The following is a 14,694-nucleotide window of genomic DNA, read 5'->3' as shown; positions in this document are numbered from 1 at the left end:
CGCTTGCGTGGCTGTTGCGCAGTGGCTGAGGGCGAACGGACCGACGTCACCAGCGTCGGTCCGCGTCGGGTCGTGACTCGCCCCCGAAGCGGACCGTCCGATGCTCGCCGTCAGAGCGCCTGCCCGCCCGAGACCTCGATGCGCTGACCGGTGACCCAGCGGTTGGCGTCGCCGAGCAGGCTGGCGATCATCGGGCCGATGTCGTCGGGCACGCCAACGCGGCCGAGGGCGGTGATGCCGGCGAGGTGTTCGTTGACCTGCGGGTTGTCGCGCACGACGCCGCCGCCGAAATCGGTCTCGATGGCGCCGGGCGCCACGGTGTTGACGGCGATACCGCGTGGGCCCAGTTCCTTGGCCAGGTATCGGCTCAGCACTTCGACTGCACCCTTGGCTGCGGCGTAGGCGGCGTAGCCGGGGTAGGCGAAGCGGGTCAGGCCACTGGACAGATTGACGATCCGGCCGCCATCGGCGATCAGCGGCAGCAGCGTCTGGGTCAGGAAGAACGCGCCCTTGAAGTGCACGTCGACAAGGCGGTCGAACTGCGCCTGGGTGGTCTCGCCGAACGGTGCGGTGTCGCCGTGGCCGGCATTGTTGACCAGGTGGTCGACGGTCTCGCGCTGCCAGGTCTCGCGCAGCGCGGCGCGCAGGGTCTCGGCGAAGGTCGGGAAGCTGGCGGCGTCGCCGACGTCGAGTTGGAACGCGCGGGCTTTGCGGCCGAGCGCCTCGATCTCGGCGACGACGGCCTGGGCGTCGGCTTCGCCGCTGCGGTAGGTCAACACGACGTCGCCGCCGGCGCGCGCGACGGCGAGGGCGGTATTGCGGCCGAGGCCACGGCTGGCGCCGGTGATCAGGGTGATGCGGGTCATGGGGGATCCTGGGGTGCGTGGCGGGGGAGCCACTATCGCGCCGCGTCGGCCACCGCGGTTGCCGGAAGCTCGGCGATGCTTGCCTGATCCTCCAGCCGTCTGTCCGGCGTTGGTCCGGGAAGCGTAGGCTGGCGCCATGACCGCATTGCTCGATCTGGTCCGCCGCCATGCGGACGCCCACGCACCAGGCGGCGGCATCGCCGCGACCCCGATCCCCGGACTGTCAACGGTGCACGCGCTGGCACCGAGCGGGCTGGCCCACGACATCCAGCGTCCGCTGGCCTGCCTGGTGCTGCAGGGCGCCAAGGAGGTGACGATGGGGACGCGCACGTTCGCGTTCGCTGCCGGCGACACACTGGTGATCGCGGCCGATCTGCCGACCCAGAGCCGGATCGTGCAGGCCAGCGCCGCGGCGCCGTACTGCTCGCTGGTGATGGAGATCGATCCGGCGGTGGTGGCCGATCTGGTCGCCGACATGGATGCCGCGCCGGATCCTGGCGCAGCGCCGATCGGGGTGGAGCCGACCGATGCCGAGCTCGCCGAGGCGGCGCTGCAGTTGATGCGGCTGCTCGCCCGCCCGGCGGCGCTGCCGGTGCTGCAGGCCCAGCATGTGCGCGAGATGCATTACTGGCTGTTGGCCGGGCGGCATGGGGCGGCGATCCGGCGGCTGGCGTGGCCCAGCGGCAGCGCGCAGCGGGTGGCGCGTGCGGTGGCGGCGTTGCGCGCCGGCTACGACCGGCCGTTGCCGGTGGAGCGGCTGGCGGCGATGTCCGACATGAGCGTGTCGGCGTTCCATGCGCATTTCCGCGCGGCGACGTCGCTCACGCCGTTGCAGTTCCAGAAGCGGTTGCGGCTGATCGAAGCGCGTCGCCGCATGCTGGCCGAGGGCGTTCCTGCGGGCATCGCCGCGCATGGTGTGGGCTATGCGAGCGTGCCGCAGTTCACCCGCGAGTACGCGCGCATGTTCGGCCAGCCACCGGTGCGCGAGATCGACGCGGCGCGGCAACGGGCGCAACTGCGATGAGCACGGGCGCTGGCATGCGGGTGTTGCTGGTCGGTGCGACGGGCCTGGTCGGGCGCCACGTGCTGGCCCAGGCCTTGGCCGATCCGCGCGTGGCGGCGGTGATCGCGCCGGTACGCCGCCACCTGCCAGCGCACCCGAAACTGCAGTCGCCGCAGGTGGACTTCGACCGCCTGCCCGGCGATGCCCCATGGTGGCGAGTCGATGCGGTGATCTGCACGCTCGGCACGACGATCCGCAAGGCCGGCTCGCAGGCGGTCTTCTACCGCGTCGACCACGACTATCCGCTGGGGGTGGCGCGCCAGGCGCAGGCGCATGGTGCGCGGGCGTTTGCGCTGAATTCGGCGCTGGGCGCCGATCCGGCGTCGCGCGTGTTCTACAACCGGGTCAAGGGCGAACTGGAACGCGATCTGTCGGCGCTCGGCTTCGAGTCGCTGACCTTCGTGCGGCCTGGGCTCATCGGCGGGACGCGCGACGAGTTCCGGCTGGGCGAGCGGGTGGCCGGCGTCGTGCTCGGCGCACTCGGTCCGCTGCTGCCACCGCGCTGGCGCATCAACCCGGCACTGCGGATCGCGGCCGCGCTGCTGGACGCCGCGATCCATGCCCGACCCGGCGTGCACGTCGTGGGTTCGGAGCGGCTGGCTGAGGCTGTGTAGGCCGCACCAGGGCGTGCCCCCACCCCAGCCCTCCCCCGCAGGCGGGGGAGGGAGTCGAGCGGCGCGTCGGCGAGCGGCGTGCAGATCGGTGTCGGCCATGCAAGATGCTGCTTGCACGACGCGCTGAGCGCGAACAGCCGCGCGGCTGCAGATCGCATGGGAAAGCCCTCCCCCGCGCGCGGGGGAGGGTTGGGTGGGGGCTGCTTGTATGGTCCCGACCCCAGCATCGAATGCCTAGCGCGCGAACCCCGGCCCAATCGTTTGCACACGCAAGCGCGCGAGAATGTCGTCGGAGGTCATGTACAGCGTGCGGCCGTCGTCGCCGAAGGTGCAGTTGGAGATCGCGCCGCCGGTCTCGATGCGGCCCAGCCGCGTGCCGTCGGGCGCGAATACCAGCACGCCGCCCGGGCCGGTGGCGAACACCGTACCGTCGGCGGCGACGGTCATGCCGTCGGGCAGCCCGGGTGCGTTGTCGCTCATCAGGTCGCTGGCGTCGGCGAACACGCGGCGCCCGGACACCGTGCCGTCCGCGTCCAGCGCGTAGGCGTACCAGAGCGGGGCTTCGGGATCGGAGCTGGCGACATACAACGTGCGTTCGTCGGGCGACAGCGCGATGCCGTTGGGGAAGGGCACGGTGGCGTCGAGCAGATGCAGGCGGCCGTCGGGCGCGATGCGGTAGACGCCGTTGAAGTCGAGTTCTTTCGCCGGCGAGTCGTTCATGCCTTCCAGGCCGTACGGCGGGTCGGTGAAGAACACGCTGCCGTCGCTGCGCTGCGCGATGTCGTTCGGGCTGTTCAGGCGCTTGCCATCGAAGCGTTCGGCCAGCGGGGTCTTGCGCCGGGTCGCGAGGTCCAAGCGTGCGACCAGCCGGTTGCCCGAATCGGCGAGCAGCAGGCGGCCGCCCGGCTCGGCCAGTAGGCCATTGGCACCGGCCTCGCGCAGTTCACCGGTGTCGGGACCGTCGTAGCCGGACGGTTCGAGGAACACTGAGACGCCGTCGGCCTCGGACCAGCGGTGCATGCGGTTCTCGGGCACGTCGGTGAACAGCAGATAGCCGCCGTCGGCGATCCATGCCGGCCCCTCGGACCAGGTGAAGCCATCGGCGAGGCGCTCGATGCGCGCATCCGGCGCGACGACCGCATCGAAACCGGCGTGCCAGCGGGTCAGCCTGCCGAGTGTCGATGCGGTATCGGGGTCGGCATCGACGGGCGGCGTCGGCGCCGCGCAGGCGGCGAGCAGGGGTAGAGCGAACAGCAGCGCGGGCCATCGCATCGGTGTGTGGTCTCCGATTGGGGGCCGGACAGCATGCAACCTCCGACGCGCAGTGGCGAATCGCCGTGGCGCAGGCGGCTTTTCGAATGCCGGATGAAGCCAAGCCTGCCTGCACCTTGCTGCGCGCCGGTGGGCGATGGCGGCTCCGGAACGGACATGCGAAGCTTCCCCGCTCGTGGCCGGCCCCCGCCGTGCCGACCACCGCACAGGACCCGCGTGAAAACCCCCCAAGGCCTGCAGGCACTGATCGACGACGGCGTGATCGATGCTGTCGTGCGTCCGCTCAAGAGCGGCAAGGAAGCGGCGGTGTACGTCGTGCGCAGCGGCGACGAGGTGCGCTGCGCGAAGGTCTACAAGGACATGGCGCAGCGCAGTTTCCAGCAGCGCGTGCAGTACCAGGAAGGCCGCAAGGTGCGCGGCAGCCGCGAGGCGCGCGCGATCGGCAAGGCCAGCAAGTACGGGCGCAAGCAGCAGGAAACCGCCTGGAAGAACACCGAAGTCGACGCGCTGTACCAGCTGCGCGCCGCCGGTGTGCGCGTGCCCGAGCCCTTCGGCTACGTGCACGGCGTGCTGGTGATGGAACTGGTGACCGATGCCGATGGCTTCTCGGCGCCGCGCCTGGGCGAGGTCGCGCTCGACGCCGACCAGGCCCGCGACTATCACCGCGCGCTGGTTCGCGAAGTGGTGCGGATGCTGTGCTGCGGCCTGATCCATGGCGATCTGTCGCCCTACAACGTGCTGGTCGACGCGCAGGGGCCGGTAGTGATCGATTTCCCGCAGGTGGTCAGCGCGGCGGGCAACAACGCGGCACGCACGATGCTGCTGCGCGACGTCAACAACCTCACCGCCTATCTCGGACGCGCGGCGCCCGAACTGCTCGATACCTGGTACGGCGAGGAGATGTGGGCGCTGTTCGAGGCCGGGGCACTGGCCCCCGATACCGTGCTGACCGGGCGGTTCACCCCGGAAGCCGGTACGGTCGATGTCGACGGTGTGCGCGATGCGATCGAGGATGCCCGGCAGGAAGCGCTGATCCGCCAGCAGGGCCGCGAAGCCGCGGACGCGGACGACTAGGCCGCAGCCTCAGAACTTCTCGCCGACCGGCAGGTAGCGCCAGGCACCGGGCGGCATCGCTCCGGCCGGGCCCTTGCCGAGTGCGATGCGGCCGATGCGCAGGCGGCGGATCGACAGCACGTCCAGGCCGACCTGCGCACACATCGCGCGCAATTGGCCATTGCGTGCGCCCTTGATCGCGAAGCGCAGCCGGGTTTCGTTCTGCCAGCTCACCTTGCACGCCGGCAGTGTGCGACCGTCGATCTGGATGCCGTGCGCGAGCTGACCCAAGCCGTAGGGGCCGAGCGTGCCGGCGACTTCGACGATGTACTCGTGCTCGATCTGGTCGGCGTCCTCGGTCAGACGGCGCCAGACGCGGCCATCCTGGGTCAGCACCATCAGCCCGCTGGCCTCGGTGTCGAGGGGCACCAGCGGCGTCAGCCGATGGAAATGGCGCTGCAGCAGGCGCACGCCGCTCGGGTCGTCGGCCCAGCGTGTCTCGGGCGTCACCAGCGCAACGGCCGGATGCGCCCCGTCGATCGCGTCGATGCCGGCCGGCTTGTGCAGCAGCAACGTCGCCGGCTCCACCGCTTCGACGCGGGCCGCCGGGTCGAGCGCGACGTGCTCGACGGTGACGCGATGCTGCGGTGCTTCGACCACGACGCCATCCACCGACACCCAGCCGTTGCGGATGACCTGTTCGGCCTCGTTGCGGGACAGCGCGAACAGCTCGGCGACGCGTTGGGCGAGACGGACGGGATCGGACATGGCGGGCGTCGGGACGAGGGCCGGGCAGTGTAGCGGCCCGCGCGCTGCGGGCAGGTCCCGGCCGAGCCCGGCGCTGGCTGCCATTGGGCCAGAACGTCACCGCGTACGGCCGGCAGGCAGGCCCAATGGTGGTGCTGGTCGCTAGCGCGCCGCGAGCAGCGTCCGGAGATCGTCGATCTGCGCCGCGTCGAGCGCACGCTTGGGGATCAGCTGGAAGTTGTAATCGGAGAGGAACAGCACGAACAGATCCGGGCTTTCGTCCCAGGCCATATAGGTGCCCCACGCCACGCGGCTTTCAACACCGCCCTGGTGCGCCCGATAGGCGACCTCGTCCCAGTGTGCGACGACCGGCTCGCGCAGCAGCGCCTCGCGCCGGAAGCGTTGGCGTACGACCAGCGGGGCGAGCACCAAGGGCAGTCCGAACGCGAAGATCACGATCGTTGCCGCAGCGACGAGCGCGATCCGCGGCAGGTGGCCGACGAGCTCGGACCAGGGCACGCCGCCGATCAGCGCGAATCCGCTGACCAGGAGCGTGGCGACCAGCCACAGCAGCGCCAAGCGCAGGCGCGTGCGCCGGTCGCGCATCGCCCGCGCCAGATGGAGGCGCGCACCGCGCCGGTGGTCGCGCTGGTCGAGCATGAAGGTCGTCGTGCGATCCATGGCCTGCACAGCAAGGGCGTTGCGCCCGATGCTAGCGCGTTGTTTCACCCGGTACCGACAAGACCGCGCCCAGTGCGGGTCTGGGCTGGCGATCGCGGTCGAACAACAGCGGGTAATTGGTGCGGTTGGGCACGGGATAGTCGTTCTTCCACGACATGCCGTCGTGCACGCCCCAGACGGTGACGCGGTCGATGACGTCGCGCTTACGATGGAACAGTGCGAACAGCTCGGCGTAGCGTTGCGCGAGCTGGCGCTCGACCTCCAACGGCAGGCCGTCCGGGTAGGGGTCGAGGTAGCGCTCGAACTCCTCGAGCTGGAACTGCGGGTGCGCCAGCCCGGTGCCGATCACCTGGCCCTCGCGCGTGAGTGGCAGCACGTCGATGTCGAGTTCGGTGATCATGACCTTGACCCCAAGCGCGGCGTAGGCGTCGATCGAGGCCTCGATGTCCTCCAGCGACGGGTAGTGCAGGCCCCAGTGCGCCTGCATGCCGACACCGTCGATGCGGATGCCGGCGTCCTGCAGCATCTGCACCAGGCGCACGATGCCGGCGCGCTTGGACGGGCGCCAGGTGTTGAAGTCGTTGTAGTACAGCTCGGCGTCGGGGGCTGCGCGCGCGGCCGCGGCGAAGGCTTCACGCACGACGGTATCGCCATCACCGAGCGCGCGCGTCCACACGGTGTCGCGATACGCGCCGTCCTCGCCGACGATCTCGTTGACCACATCCCAGGCGTGCACGCGTCCTGCATAGCGGCCCGCGACCGTTCCGACGTAGTCGCGCAGGCGCGCGGTCATCGCGTCGGGCGCGAGCGGGGCGCCGGCGGCGTCCTGGAAGAACCAGTCGGGGGTCTGGTTGTGCCAGACCAGCGTGTGGCCGACGATGAACTGGCCGTGGCGCTGGCCGAAGTCGACGAAAGCGTCGGCTGCGGCGAAATCCCAGGTGTCCGGCGTGGGGTGCAGCACCTCGGCTTTCATGACGTTCTCGGCAGTGATCGCATCGAAGTGCAGCGGCACCAGCGCCTGCGCGCGCCGGTCACGGCCCGCGACGATGTCGTCGTTGACCGCGGTGCCGATCCGGAATGCACTGGCGTAGGCGCCCTTGAGCGTGCTTGGCGCCGGCGCCTGCAACGGTGCGGCGCTCGCGTCCGGGGCGGCGGGTGGCGGCAGGGCATGCGCGGCGACGGACCACGCGAGCAGCGCGCTCGCCAAGAGCAGACGAGGCGGGGTGACGGACATGCGATCTCCGGTAGCGAGTGGGAACATGGCGCGCCGCATCACAGCCGATACGCCTGTTTGGGCAGCCGGTAGGCGAGATCGACCGCGACCTCGGCCGCCGCGTCTTCGTCCAGACGGTGCTCGGCGACGAGCTTGGCCAGGAACGCACAGTCGACGCGCCGGGCGACATCGTGACGTGCCGGGATCGACAGGAAGGCGCGGGTGTCGTCGTTGAAACCGACGGTGTTGTAGAAGCCGGCGCTGCTGAGTGTCTGTTCTCGGAAGCGCCACATGCCTTCCGGGGCGTCGTGGAACCACCACGCCGGCCCCAGTGACAGGCACGGCCAATGCCCGGCCAGCGGTGCGAGCTCGCGCGCGTAGGTGCTCTCGTCGAGCGTGAACAGGATCAGGCGGAAGTCGGGCGCGTTACCGGCGACATCGAGCAGCGGCTTGAGCGCGTGCACGTACTCGGTGCGCACCGGGATGTCGGCACCCTTGTCGCGGCCGTAGCGGTCGAACAGGGCGCGGTTGTGGTTGCGGAAGCAGCCTGGGTGGATCTGCATGACCAGGCCGTCGTCCAGACTCATGCGCGCCATCTCGGTCAGCATCTGCGCGCGGAACAGTTCGGCCTGCGCCGGCGTGGCATGCCCGCGCACGACGGTTTCGAACAGCCGACGTGCCTCGCCGGGCGGCAGGTCCGCGGTCGCGCAGGTCGGGTGGCCGTGATCGGTCGAGGTCGCGCCCATATCGGCGAAGAACGCGCGGCGTGTGCGGTGTGCGCGCAGGTAACCGGCCCAATCGTGCACGTCCTCGCCGGTCAGCTCGCCGAAGCGCGCCAGTGCTTGGTGGAACTGTTCGTGCTCTGGGTCGATCACCGCATCCGGGCGATAGGCCGTGATGACCCGGCCGGTCCAGCCACTGGCACGGATCGCGGCATGGTGATCGAGCGGGTCGAGCGGCGACTCGGTGGTCGCGATGACTTCGATGCCGAAGCGTTCGAACAGTGCGCGCGGCCGGAACGCCGGCGTCGCCAGCGCGTCGGTGATGCTGTCGTAGTAGAGGTCGGCGGTCGCCTCGGATAGCCGCACGCGCAGGCCGAAGACCTCGAAGAACACATGATCGAGCCACAGCGCGGACGGCGTGCCGCGGAAGAGGTGGAAGCGCTCGGCAAGCAGGCGCCAGGCGGCGCGCGGGTCGACCGCCGCGCGCGAGCCGTCGGCGCGCGGGATGCCGAGCGCGTCGAGGTCCACGCCCTGGCTGTGGAGCATCCGGAACACGTAGTGATCCGGCACCAGCAGCAGCTCGGTCGCATTCTCGAATGGCGCATCGGTCGCAAACCACGCCGGGTCGGTATGGCCGTGCGGGCTGATGATCGGCAGCCCGGCGATCTGCGCGTACAGGCGGCGCGCGATCGCGCGCTGGGTCGGCTCCGGCGAGAACAGGCGATCGGGGTGCAGGGCGAGCGGGGCGTGGGTAGTCATGGGCGGTCTTGTTCGAAGCGGTGCAGACGTGGATAAGCGCGTGATCGGGCTGACCGATGCCAGCGTGTCGTGCATGCGCTGGTGGGGGCGCTCATCGCCTCGTGCTCGTCGGCGGTCCGAGCAGCGTCCTGGGCACGCCGTCGCGGACGATCTCGATGCGCTGGACAACCACGCCCGGATCGACGCGCCACAGCCGCAGCGCCCGCGCACCGGCCTCGACGTGATGGCGCGAGGTGGCCACGTGCACGCTGTCGGCGACCGCACGCTGCCACGCCGGGAAGTCCGGGTGACCGGGCGTCGGGTCCAGGCGCATGGTCAGCAACTGTGGCGCGGCGGCATCGAACGACACTGCGAGGCGTTGTCCGCCGCGGTCGGCGTAGTCGAGCGTCGGCGAGACCACGACGCGGACCTCGACTTCGCCGGCGGCCTGCAAGTGCACTGGATATTCGAGCCAGGCGCCACCGGCGCCGGGCGCGCCGGAGGCGGCGGTGACCGGCACCGTGGTCACGCCCGCACGGCTGCGGCCCAGATGCGGGATGGTCTCCCAGACCAGGCCGTCCGGCGCGACGGCACGCGTGTAGTCGCCAGCCTCGATCGCGACGACCCCACCGCTTTCGACGAAGCCTGTCATCGGCCCGGCCGGTGCCGGCCGGGTCACCGGCACCGCCACACGCACTTCGGTGCGGTCGCTGCCGAGCAGGTCGAGATAGGCGACCTGCGTCCCGGTGGGCACCGCCTGCCAGTCGACCTCGATGCGCAGCGGCTGGGCGTCCGTGACCTCGGCAGCGGCCGGCGTCACCCGCAGCCAGGTGACGGATGAGGTGGCGGTGTAGCGGAACGGCGCCGCGCCCCGGTTGAACACGACGATCTCCGGGGCTCGCGTGGCCTGGGGATCGAGCGCCGGAAGCTGCGCGATCTCGGCCGGCACCGGCCAGCCGCGTGGATCGCCCTCGACCGCAACGCCCATCGTGCCGCGCTCGCGCACGTCGATGCGGGCCAGCGCCGGCAGCACGTTGCGGTCGGGCATCTGCCAATGGGTGTAACCGATGCGCGGCTGCGACATCATGTGCACCCACTTGCCGTCGGCGATGTCCTGCTCGTAGATGCGCGCCAGCTCGGCATCGCGCGCGAACAGGCGCAACGCCTCGTCCGCCCAGGCATTCGTCGATGCCCGGCCCTGGTCGGCGTACAGCCGGTTGCGAGCCACTGCAATGTGGAAGCGATTGAGGTTGGCGCTCGCCAGCACCGGATAGGCGACCAGTTGGTACCAGGCGTCGCGCTGCGCGGCCGGCAGTGCAGCGCCCACGCGCTCGGTCTGCGCGACCAGCGCGTCCCATTCGGCCAGCACGCGCTCGGCCTCGCCGAAATGCAGCAGACTCCAGGTGTCGGCCGACACCAGCTCGGGCTTGCGGCGTGCGTTGTACTGCGTGTAGCGGGTCAGGATCTCGCCGATCTCGCTGGCGTGGGCAGCACCGAACTGCTGCGCGGCCCAGGCGGCAGGATAGGCCGCCAGCGCCTCGCGGGTCATCGCGTCGGGGTTCCAGGCCTGGTCGAGGAAGAAGCCGATCGGCAATTCCATCGGCTTGATGTCGCCGACATTGACCACCCACAGCCGGTCGACGCCGTGCGCATAGGCCAGGCGCATCTGCTCCCAGACGCGCTCAATCTGGGTCGTGTTGAGCCACTTGTAATTGCGCGGTCCGCCGACGTAGTCGAAGTGGTAGTAGACGCCGTAGCCACCGGCGCGGCGGTCGCCGGGCGGGGGCAATCGGCGCAGGTTGCCCCAGTTGTCGTCGGCGAACAGCAGCGTGACATCGTCGGGCACCCGCATGCCGGCATCGAAGTAGTCCTGCACCTCCTTGTACAGCGCCCAGACCTGTGGCATGTCCTGCGGCGGGCGGCCGGTGACCTCGGCGAGGATCCGCCGCTGATCGGCGACGATGCCTTCCAACAACGTGATCGCCGTGCTTTCGGCCATCGGCTCGTCGCCGTCGCCGCGCATGCCCAGGGTCACGACGCTCTCGTGGCGGCCCATGCGCGCGATCCCGGTGCGCCAGAAATCGCGCAGCCGCCCGGCGTTCTTGGCGTAGTCCCACGGGCCCGCGCCATGCCGCGACCACTCGACGTGCGCGCGCATCATCGGTTCGTGGTGGCTGGTGCCCACGACCACGCCCATCTCGTCGGCGAGCGCGGCGTTGCGCGGGTCGTCGTCGTAGAACGCACGGCCCCACATCGCCGGCCACAGGAAATTGCCCTTGTGACGCAGGATCAGCGTGAACACGCGCTCGTAGAAACGATGGTTCGGGCCGCCATAGGTCGCCTGCATCCAACCGCCGAGCGCGGGGTCCTCGTCGTTGATGAAGATGCCGCGGTAGCGCACCGCGGGCGCGTCGACGAAGCGGCCGGGGGCGATGTGCAGCGCGGCGCGCTGCGGCGCCGGCACGTCTGCCCACCAGGTCCACGGCGACACGCCGATGCGACGCGAAAGCTCATAGAGGCCGAAGATCGTGCCGCGCCTGTCCGCGCCCGCGATCACCAGCGCCCGGTCGATGCCCGGCTCCGGGGCGTCGACAACCTGCAGCAGGTGGCTTTCCCAGGTGCCGGCGACGCCGGAGACGTCGAGGCCGCGGTCGCGCACGAGGCGGTCGATGCGCGGGCTGTGGCCGAGCGTGCCGGCGATGATCGCCAGCGGCGTCGCGGCCTGGGGCGCATCCGCGCCGGCGACCGCGGCCAGGTCGGCGCGCAGGTCGCCGACGGCGCGCAGGACGCCCGGATCGTCGGCCGCATCGACCAGCACCGGCAGCGGCCGGCCGTCGACGATCAGTGGCAAGGCGCCAGGGACGGCCGTCTCGCAGACTGCGGCCGGCCGCGTGCAATCGTCGGCGGCTGGCGTCGGCACGGTGGCTAGCGCCGGGCAGGCCACGGCGATCAGCAGCACGACGGCTGCGGACAGCCGCCTTCTGCGCGCTGCGCACGCGAACGGCACCATCAGTTCGCCTCGCCGCGCAGGTAGCGGCGCAGCCAGGTCAGCGCCGGCCGCTCGCTGCCGTCCTCGCGGACCAGATAGGCGCCTTGCTCATCGCGCCACAGGCCGCGGCGGAAGCCCCACAGGGTGACGCCCTTGACCGCCGGGTGCTCCCAGAACATCGGGAAGATCCGCTGCATGTCGCGCAGTTGGGTCGCGTCGTCGGGTCCGTCGATGTCAAGCTCGGTCACATAGATCGGCAGCCCGGTCGCGCCGAGCGCATCGAGGTTGCGGCGGTGCACGTCGATCGCGGTGTCGGTCGTCGTCGAGAACGCATGGCCCTGCACGCCGATCGCATCGACCAGGCCCTCGGCCTGCAGCAGCCGCACGATCTCCAGATAGCGCCGCGTGGCCTCGGGATCGTTGGTCACGCTGTACTCGTTGATCATCAGCTTGGAATCGGGGAAGTGCCGGCGCGCGAGCCGGAATGATTCGAGGATCCAGTCCCAGCCGCTCTCGCCGTCGCCGCCCAGCGCCTGGATGTAGTGGCCGCCGCCCTCGTCGTCCTTGGACGGCGGGTCGTGCAGCGGCTCGTTCACGACCTCGACGAAATCGATACCCGGATAACGTGCCGCGACGGCGGCGAACCACTGCTCGATCTCGGCGCGCTGCTCGTCGGGCGGCAGGGTCTTGATCCACTCCGGCTGCTGGTTGCCCCACACCATCACATGCATCTGGAACGGCAGGCCGTGGTCCTGGGCGACCTGCCAGGCGGCATCGAGCTCGTCCCAGACCATCACGTCGCGCTCGGCCTCGACCTCGCCCCACTTGCCGCCGTTCTCCGGCGTGACCTTGTTCCAGTAATCGGTGAAGCCCGGCGCCTGTGGCGGGCTGTAGGCGCCGCCGAGAAACTTGTCGTGACCGTGGGCCAGCGCCGTGGACGCGTGGGCCGAGGCCGGATCGGCGGTGGCGGCGGCTGGCGCGGCGGTCGGGCGTTCGCCGCAGGCGGCGAGGGCAAGGACGAGCGCGCCGAGCAAGGGCAGGGAAGAGGTCTTCATCGTGTCAGGCTCCCGAAGTCGAACAGAACATCGCAGTGGCATCGGTGCAGGCTCATGCCGCGTCGTCGTCCAGCCGTGCCGGCGCCAGCTGCGGCGCAAGCAAGTGCACGATCAGCAGCGCCACCAGGTAGGCCGAGCCGGCCATCAGGAACACCGGCAGATAACTGCCGGTGGTCTGCAGCAACCAGCCGATGAACGTGGCGATCATCATGCCGCCGACCGCACCGGCGAAGCCGCCGATGCCCACGACCGAGGCCACCGCGTGGCGCGGGAACATGTCGGAGGTCAGCGTGAATACATTGGCCGACCAGCCCTGGTGACCTGCGGTCGCCAGTCCGATCAGCGCCACGGCCAGCCACAGATTGTCGGCCTGCGCGGCGAACACGATCGGCACCACGCACAGCGCGCAGACCAGCATCGCGCCCTTGCGTGCGCGATTGACGCTCCAGCCCAGGCGCAGGAAGCGTCCGGCCAGCCAGCCGCCGAGGATGCTGCCCACGTCGGCCAGCACGAAGATCGCCACCAGTGGCAGCCCGAGCGCGAGCAGGGTCAGGCCGTACTCGGCATTGAGGAATTTCGGCAGCCAGAACAGGAAGAACCACCAGATCGGGTCAGTGATGAACTTGGCGGCGACGAAGGCCCAGGCCTGGCGGTGGCGCAGGATGCGCCGCCACGGCACCTTGGCCGACGGTTCGGGCGGATCGCTGCGGATATGCGCCAGCTCGGCTGCCGACAGTGCGGGCTGCTGCTCGGGTGTGCGATAGGTCAGCAGCCATACCGCCAGCCAGGTCACGCTGAGCGCGCCGGTGAACAGGAATGCGGCCTGCCAGCCCCAGGTCACCGCGATCACCGGCACCAGCAGCGGGGCGACGATTGCGCCGATGTTGGAGCCGGAATTGAAGATGCCGGTCGCGAACGCACGCTCGCGCCTGGGGAACCACTCGGCCACGGTCTTGATCGCGGCCGGGAAATTGCCGGCTTCGCCCAGCCCCAGCAGGAAGCGCGCGAGCATGAAGCCGACGACGCTCGCCGCCAGCGAGTGGCTCATCGCCGCGATGCTCCACACGCAGATCGCGATCGCATAGCCGGCCTTGGTGCCGAGCCGGTCGATGATGGCGCCAGCGCACAGCAAACCGATCGCGTAGGCGGCCTGGAAGGCAGTGACGATGGCGCCGTACTGCATCTCGCTCCAGCCGATCTCGTCCTGCAGAAACGGCGCCAGCACGCCCAGCACCTGGCGATCGACGTAGTTGATGGTAGTGGCGGCCAGCAGCATGGCGCACACGCGCCAGCGGTACATGCCGACCTTGGCGGCCGGCGTGGCGAGGGTGGTCCGATCCCCGCCGCTCATCCGCATCGCTCCGCACGATCGCTGCCAGCGACCGCCAGTGGCCGCGCTTTTCCAGTCGCTGTCATCGCCTCCCTCCAGGCGTCATCCACGTCGCCAAGACGTGGTAGCGCTATCATTAACACAGCGGGTTTTTGAATGCGTTCTGCGCTGCACCAACCTGCAATAGGCCCGTCTGAGCATGCGCGATGCGTCGATTAGAGCGGGATTTTTGCGGTACTTCCGCTCTTTCCCATCCATGCTGCTACGCAGCGTGCGGTCTATTTTTGATAGCGCTACCATCATTTCGAGCGCGGCGCCGGAGCGGATGTCAGGCCGGGCAGGGGCGAAAAA

Annotated in this window: 12 protein-coding genes; 3 read left to right on the top strand and 9 right to left on the bottom strand. The window is 70.2% G+C overall.

Annotated features, from left to right (window positions below; all coding sequences use genetic code 11):
• Window positions 1-110: 110 nt before the first annotated feature.
• Window positions 111-866: an SDR family oxidoreductase gene (locus FHW73_RS06550; RefSeq protein ID WP_183425891.1), complete on the bottom strand. Its 756-nt coding sequence runs from the start codon at window positions 864-866 to the stop codon at window positions 111-113.
• Window positions 867-1,002: 136 nt separating this feature from the next.
• Between FHW73_RS06550 and FHW73_RS06545 the strand changes: the two genes are divergently transcribed.
• Both FHW73_RS06545 and FHW73_RS06540 read left to right on the top strand, forming a co-directional pair.
• Window positions 1,003-1,890: an AraC family transcriptional regulator gene (locus tag FHW73_RS06545; RefSeq protein WP_183425890.1), complete on the top strand. Its 888-nt coding sequence runs from the start codon at window positions 1,003-1,005 to the stop codon at window positions 1,888-1,890.
• 14 nt (window positions 1,891-1,904) lie between these two features.
• Window positions 1,905-2,543: an NAD(P)H-binding protein gene (locus FHW73_RS06540; protein WP_183425998.1), complete on the top strand. Its 639-nt coding sequence runs from the start codon at window positions 1,905-1,907 to the stop codon at window positions 2,541-2,543.
• 234 nt (window positions 2,544-2,777) lie between these two features.
• Here the strand turns inward: FHW73_RS06540 and FHW73_RS06535 are convergent, their stop codons facing one another.
• Window positions 2,778-3,815 (bottom strand): SMP-30/gluconolactonase/LRE family protein, encoded by a 1,038-nt coding sequence (locus tag FHW73_RS06535; protein ID WP_183425889.1) that lies wholly within the window; start codon window positions 3,813-3,815, stop codon window positions 2,778-2,780.
• A 216-nt stretch (window positions 3,816-4,031) separates the two neighbouring features.
• Between FHW73_RS06535 and FHW73_RS06530 the strand changes: the two genes are divergently transcribed.
• Window positions 4,032-4,889 carry a PA4780 family RIO1-like protein kinase gene (locus FHW73_RS06530; RefSeq protein ID WP_183425888.1) on the top strand — a complete coding sequence of 286 codons (858 nt, stop codon included), beginning with the start codon at window positions 4,032-4,034 and terminating at the stop codon, window positions 4,887-4,889.
• Between the two features lie 9 nt (window positions 4,890-4,898).
• Here the strand turns inward: FHW73_RS06530 and FHW73_RS06525 are convergent, their stop codons facing one another.
• The 7 genes from FHW73_RS06525 to FHW73_RS06495 form a co-directional block, all read right to left on the bottom strand.
• Window positions 4,899-5,636, bottom strand: coding sequence for an rRNA pseudouridine synthase (locus FHW73_RS06525; protein WP_183425887.1), 738 nt, complete (start codon window positions 5,634-5,636; stop codon window positions 4,899-4,901).
• 141 nt (window positions 5,637-5,777) lie between these two features.
• Window positions 5,778-6,296 carry a YcxB family protein gene (locus FHW73_RS06520; RefSeq protein WP_183425886.1) on the bottom strand — a complete coding sequence of 173 codons (519 nt, stop codon included), beginning with the start codon at window positions 6,294-6,296 and terminating at the stop codon, window positions 5,778-5,780.
• Window positions 6,297-6,327: 31 nt separating this feature from the next.
• Window positions 6,328-7,530 (bottom strand): endo-1,4-beta-xylanase, encoded by a 1,203-nt coding sequence (locus FHW73_RS06515; RefSeq protein WP_183425885.1) that lies wholly within the window; start codon window positions 7,528-7,530, stop codon window positions 6,328-6,330.
• Between the two features lie 38 nt (window positions 7,531-7,568).
• Window positions 7,569-8,990: a glucuronate isomerase gene (gene uxaC, locus FHW73_RS06510; RefSeq protein WP_183425884.1), complete on the bottom strand. Its 1,422-nt coding sequence runs from the start codon at window positions 8,988-8,990 to the stop codon at window positions 7,569-7,571.
• 91 nt (window positions 8,991-9,081) lie between these two features.
• A complete protein-coding gene (locus FHW73_RS06505; protein WP_345776153.1) occupies window positions 9,082-11,928 on the bottom strand; it encodes a glycosyl hydrolase 115 family protein in 2,847 nt (948 codons plus the stop codon).
• Window positions 11,929-11,978: 50 nt separating this feature from the next.
• The gene (locus FHW73_RS06500) at window positions 11,979-13,013 is read right to left on the bottom strand and encodes an endo-1,4-beta-xylanase (RefSeq protein WP_183425882.1); all 1,035 of its coding nucleotides are present in this window, start codon (window positions 13,011-13,013) and stop codon (window positions 11,979-11,981) included.
• 52 nt (window positions 13,014-13,065) lie between these two features.
• Window positions 13,066-14,364: an MFS transporter gene (locus FHW73_RS06495; RefSeq protein WP_183425881.1), complete on the bottom strand. Its 1,299-nt coding sequence runs from the start codon at window positions 14,362-14,364 to the stop codon at window positions 13,066-13,068.
• Window positions 14,365-14,694 lie beyond the last annotated feature (330 nt).

The sequence above is a fragment of the Luteimonas sp. RC10 genome (assembly GCF_014192745.1).
In the GTDB taxonomy this organism is placed as follows: Bacteria; Pseudomonadota; Gammaproteobacteria; order Xanthomonadales; family Xanthomonadaceae; genus Luteimonas.
The sequence above is the reverse complement of the archived record's forward strand: the minus strand, read 5'-3'. Positions and strand labels throughout refer to the sequence as shown.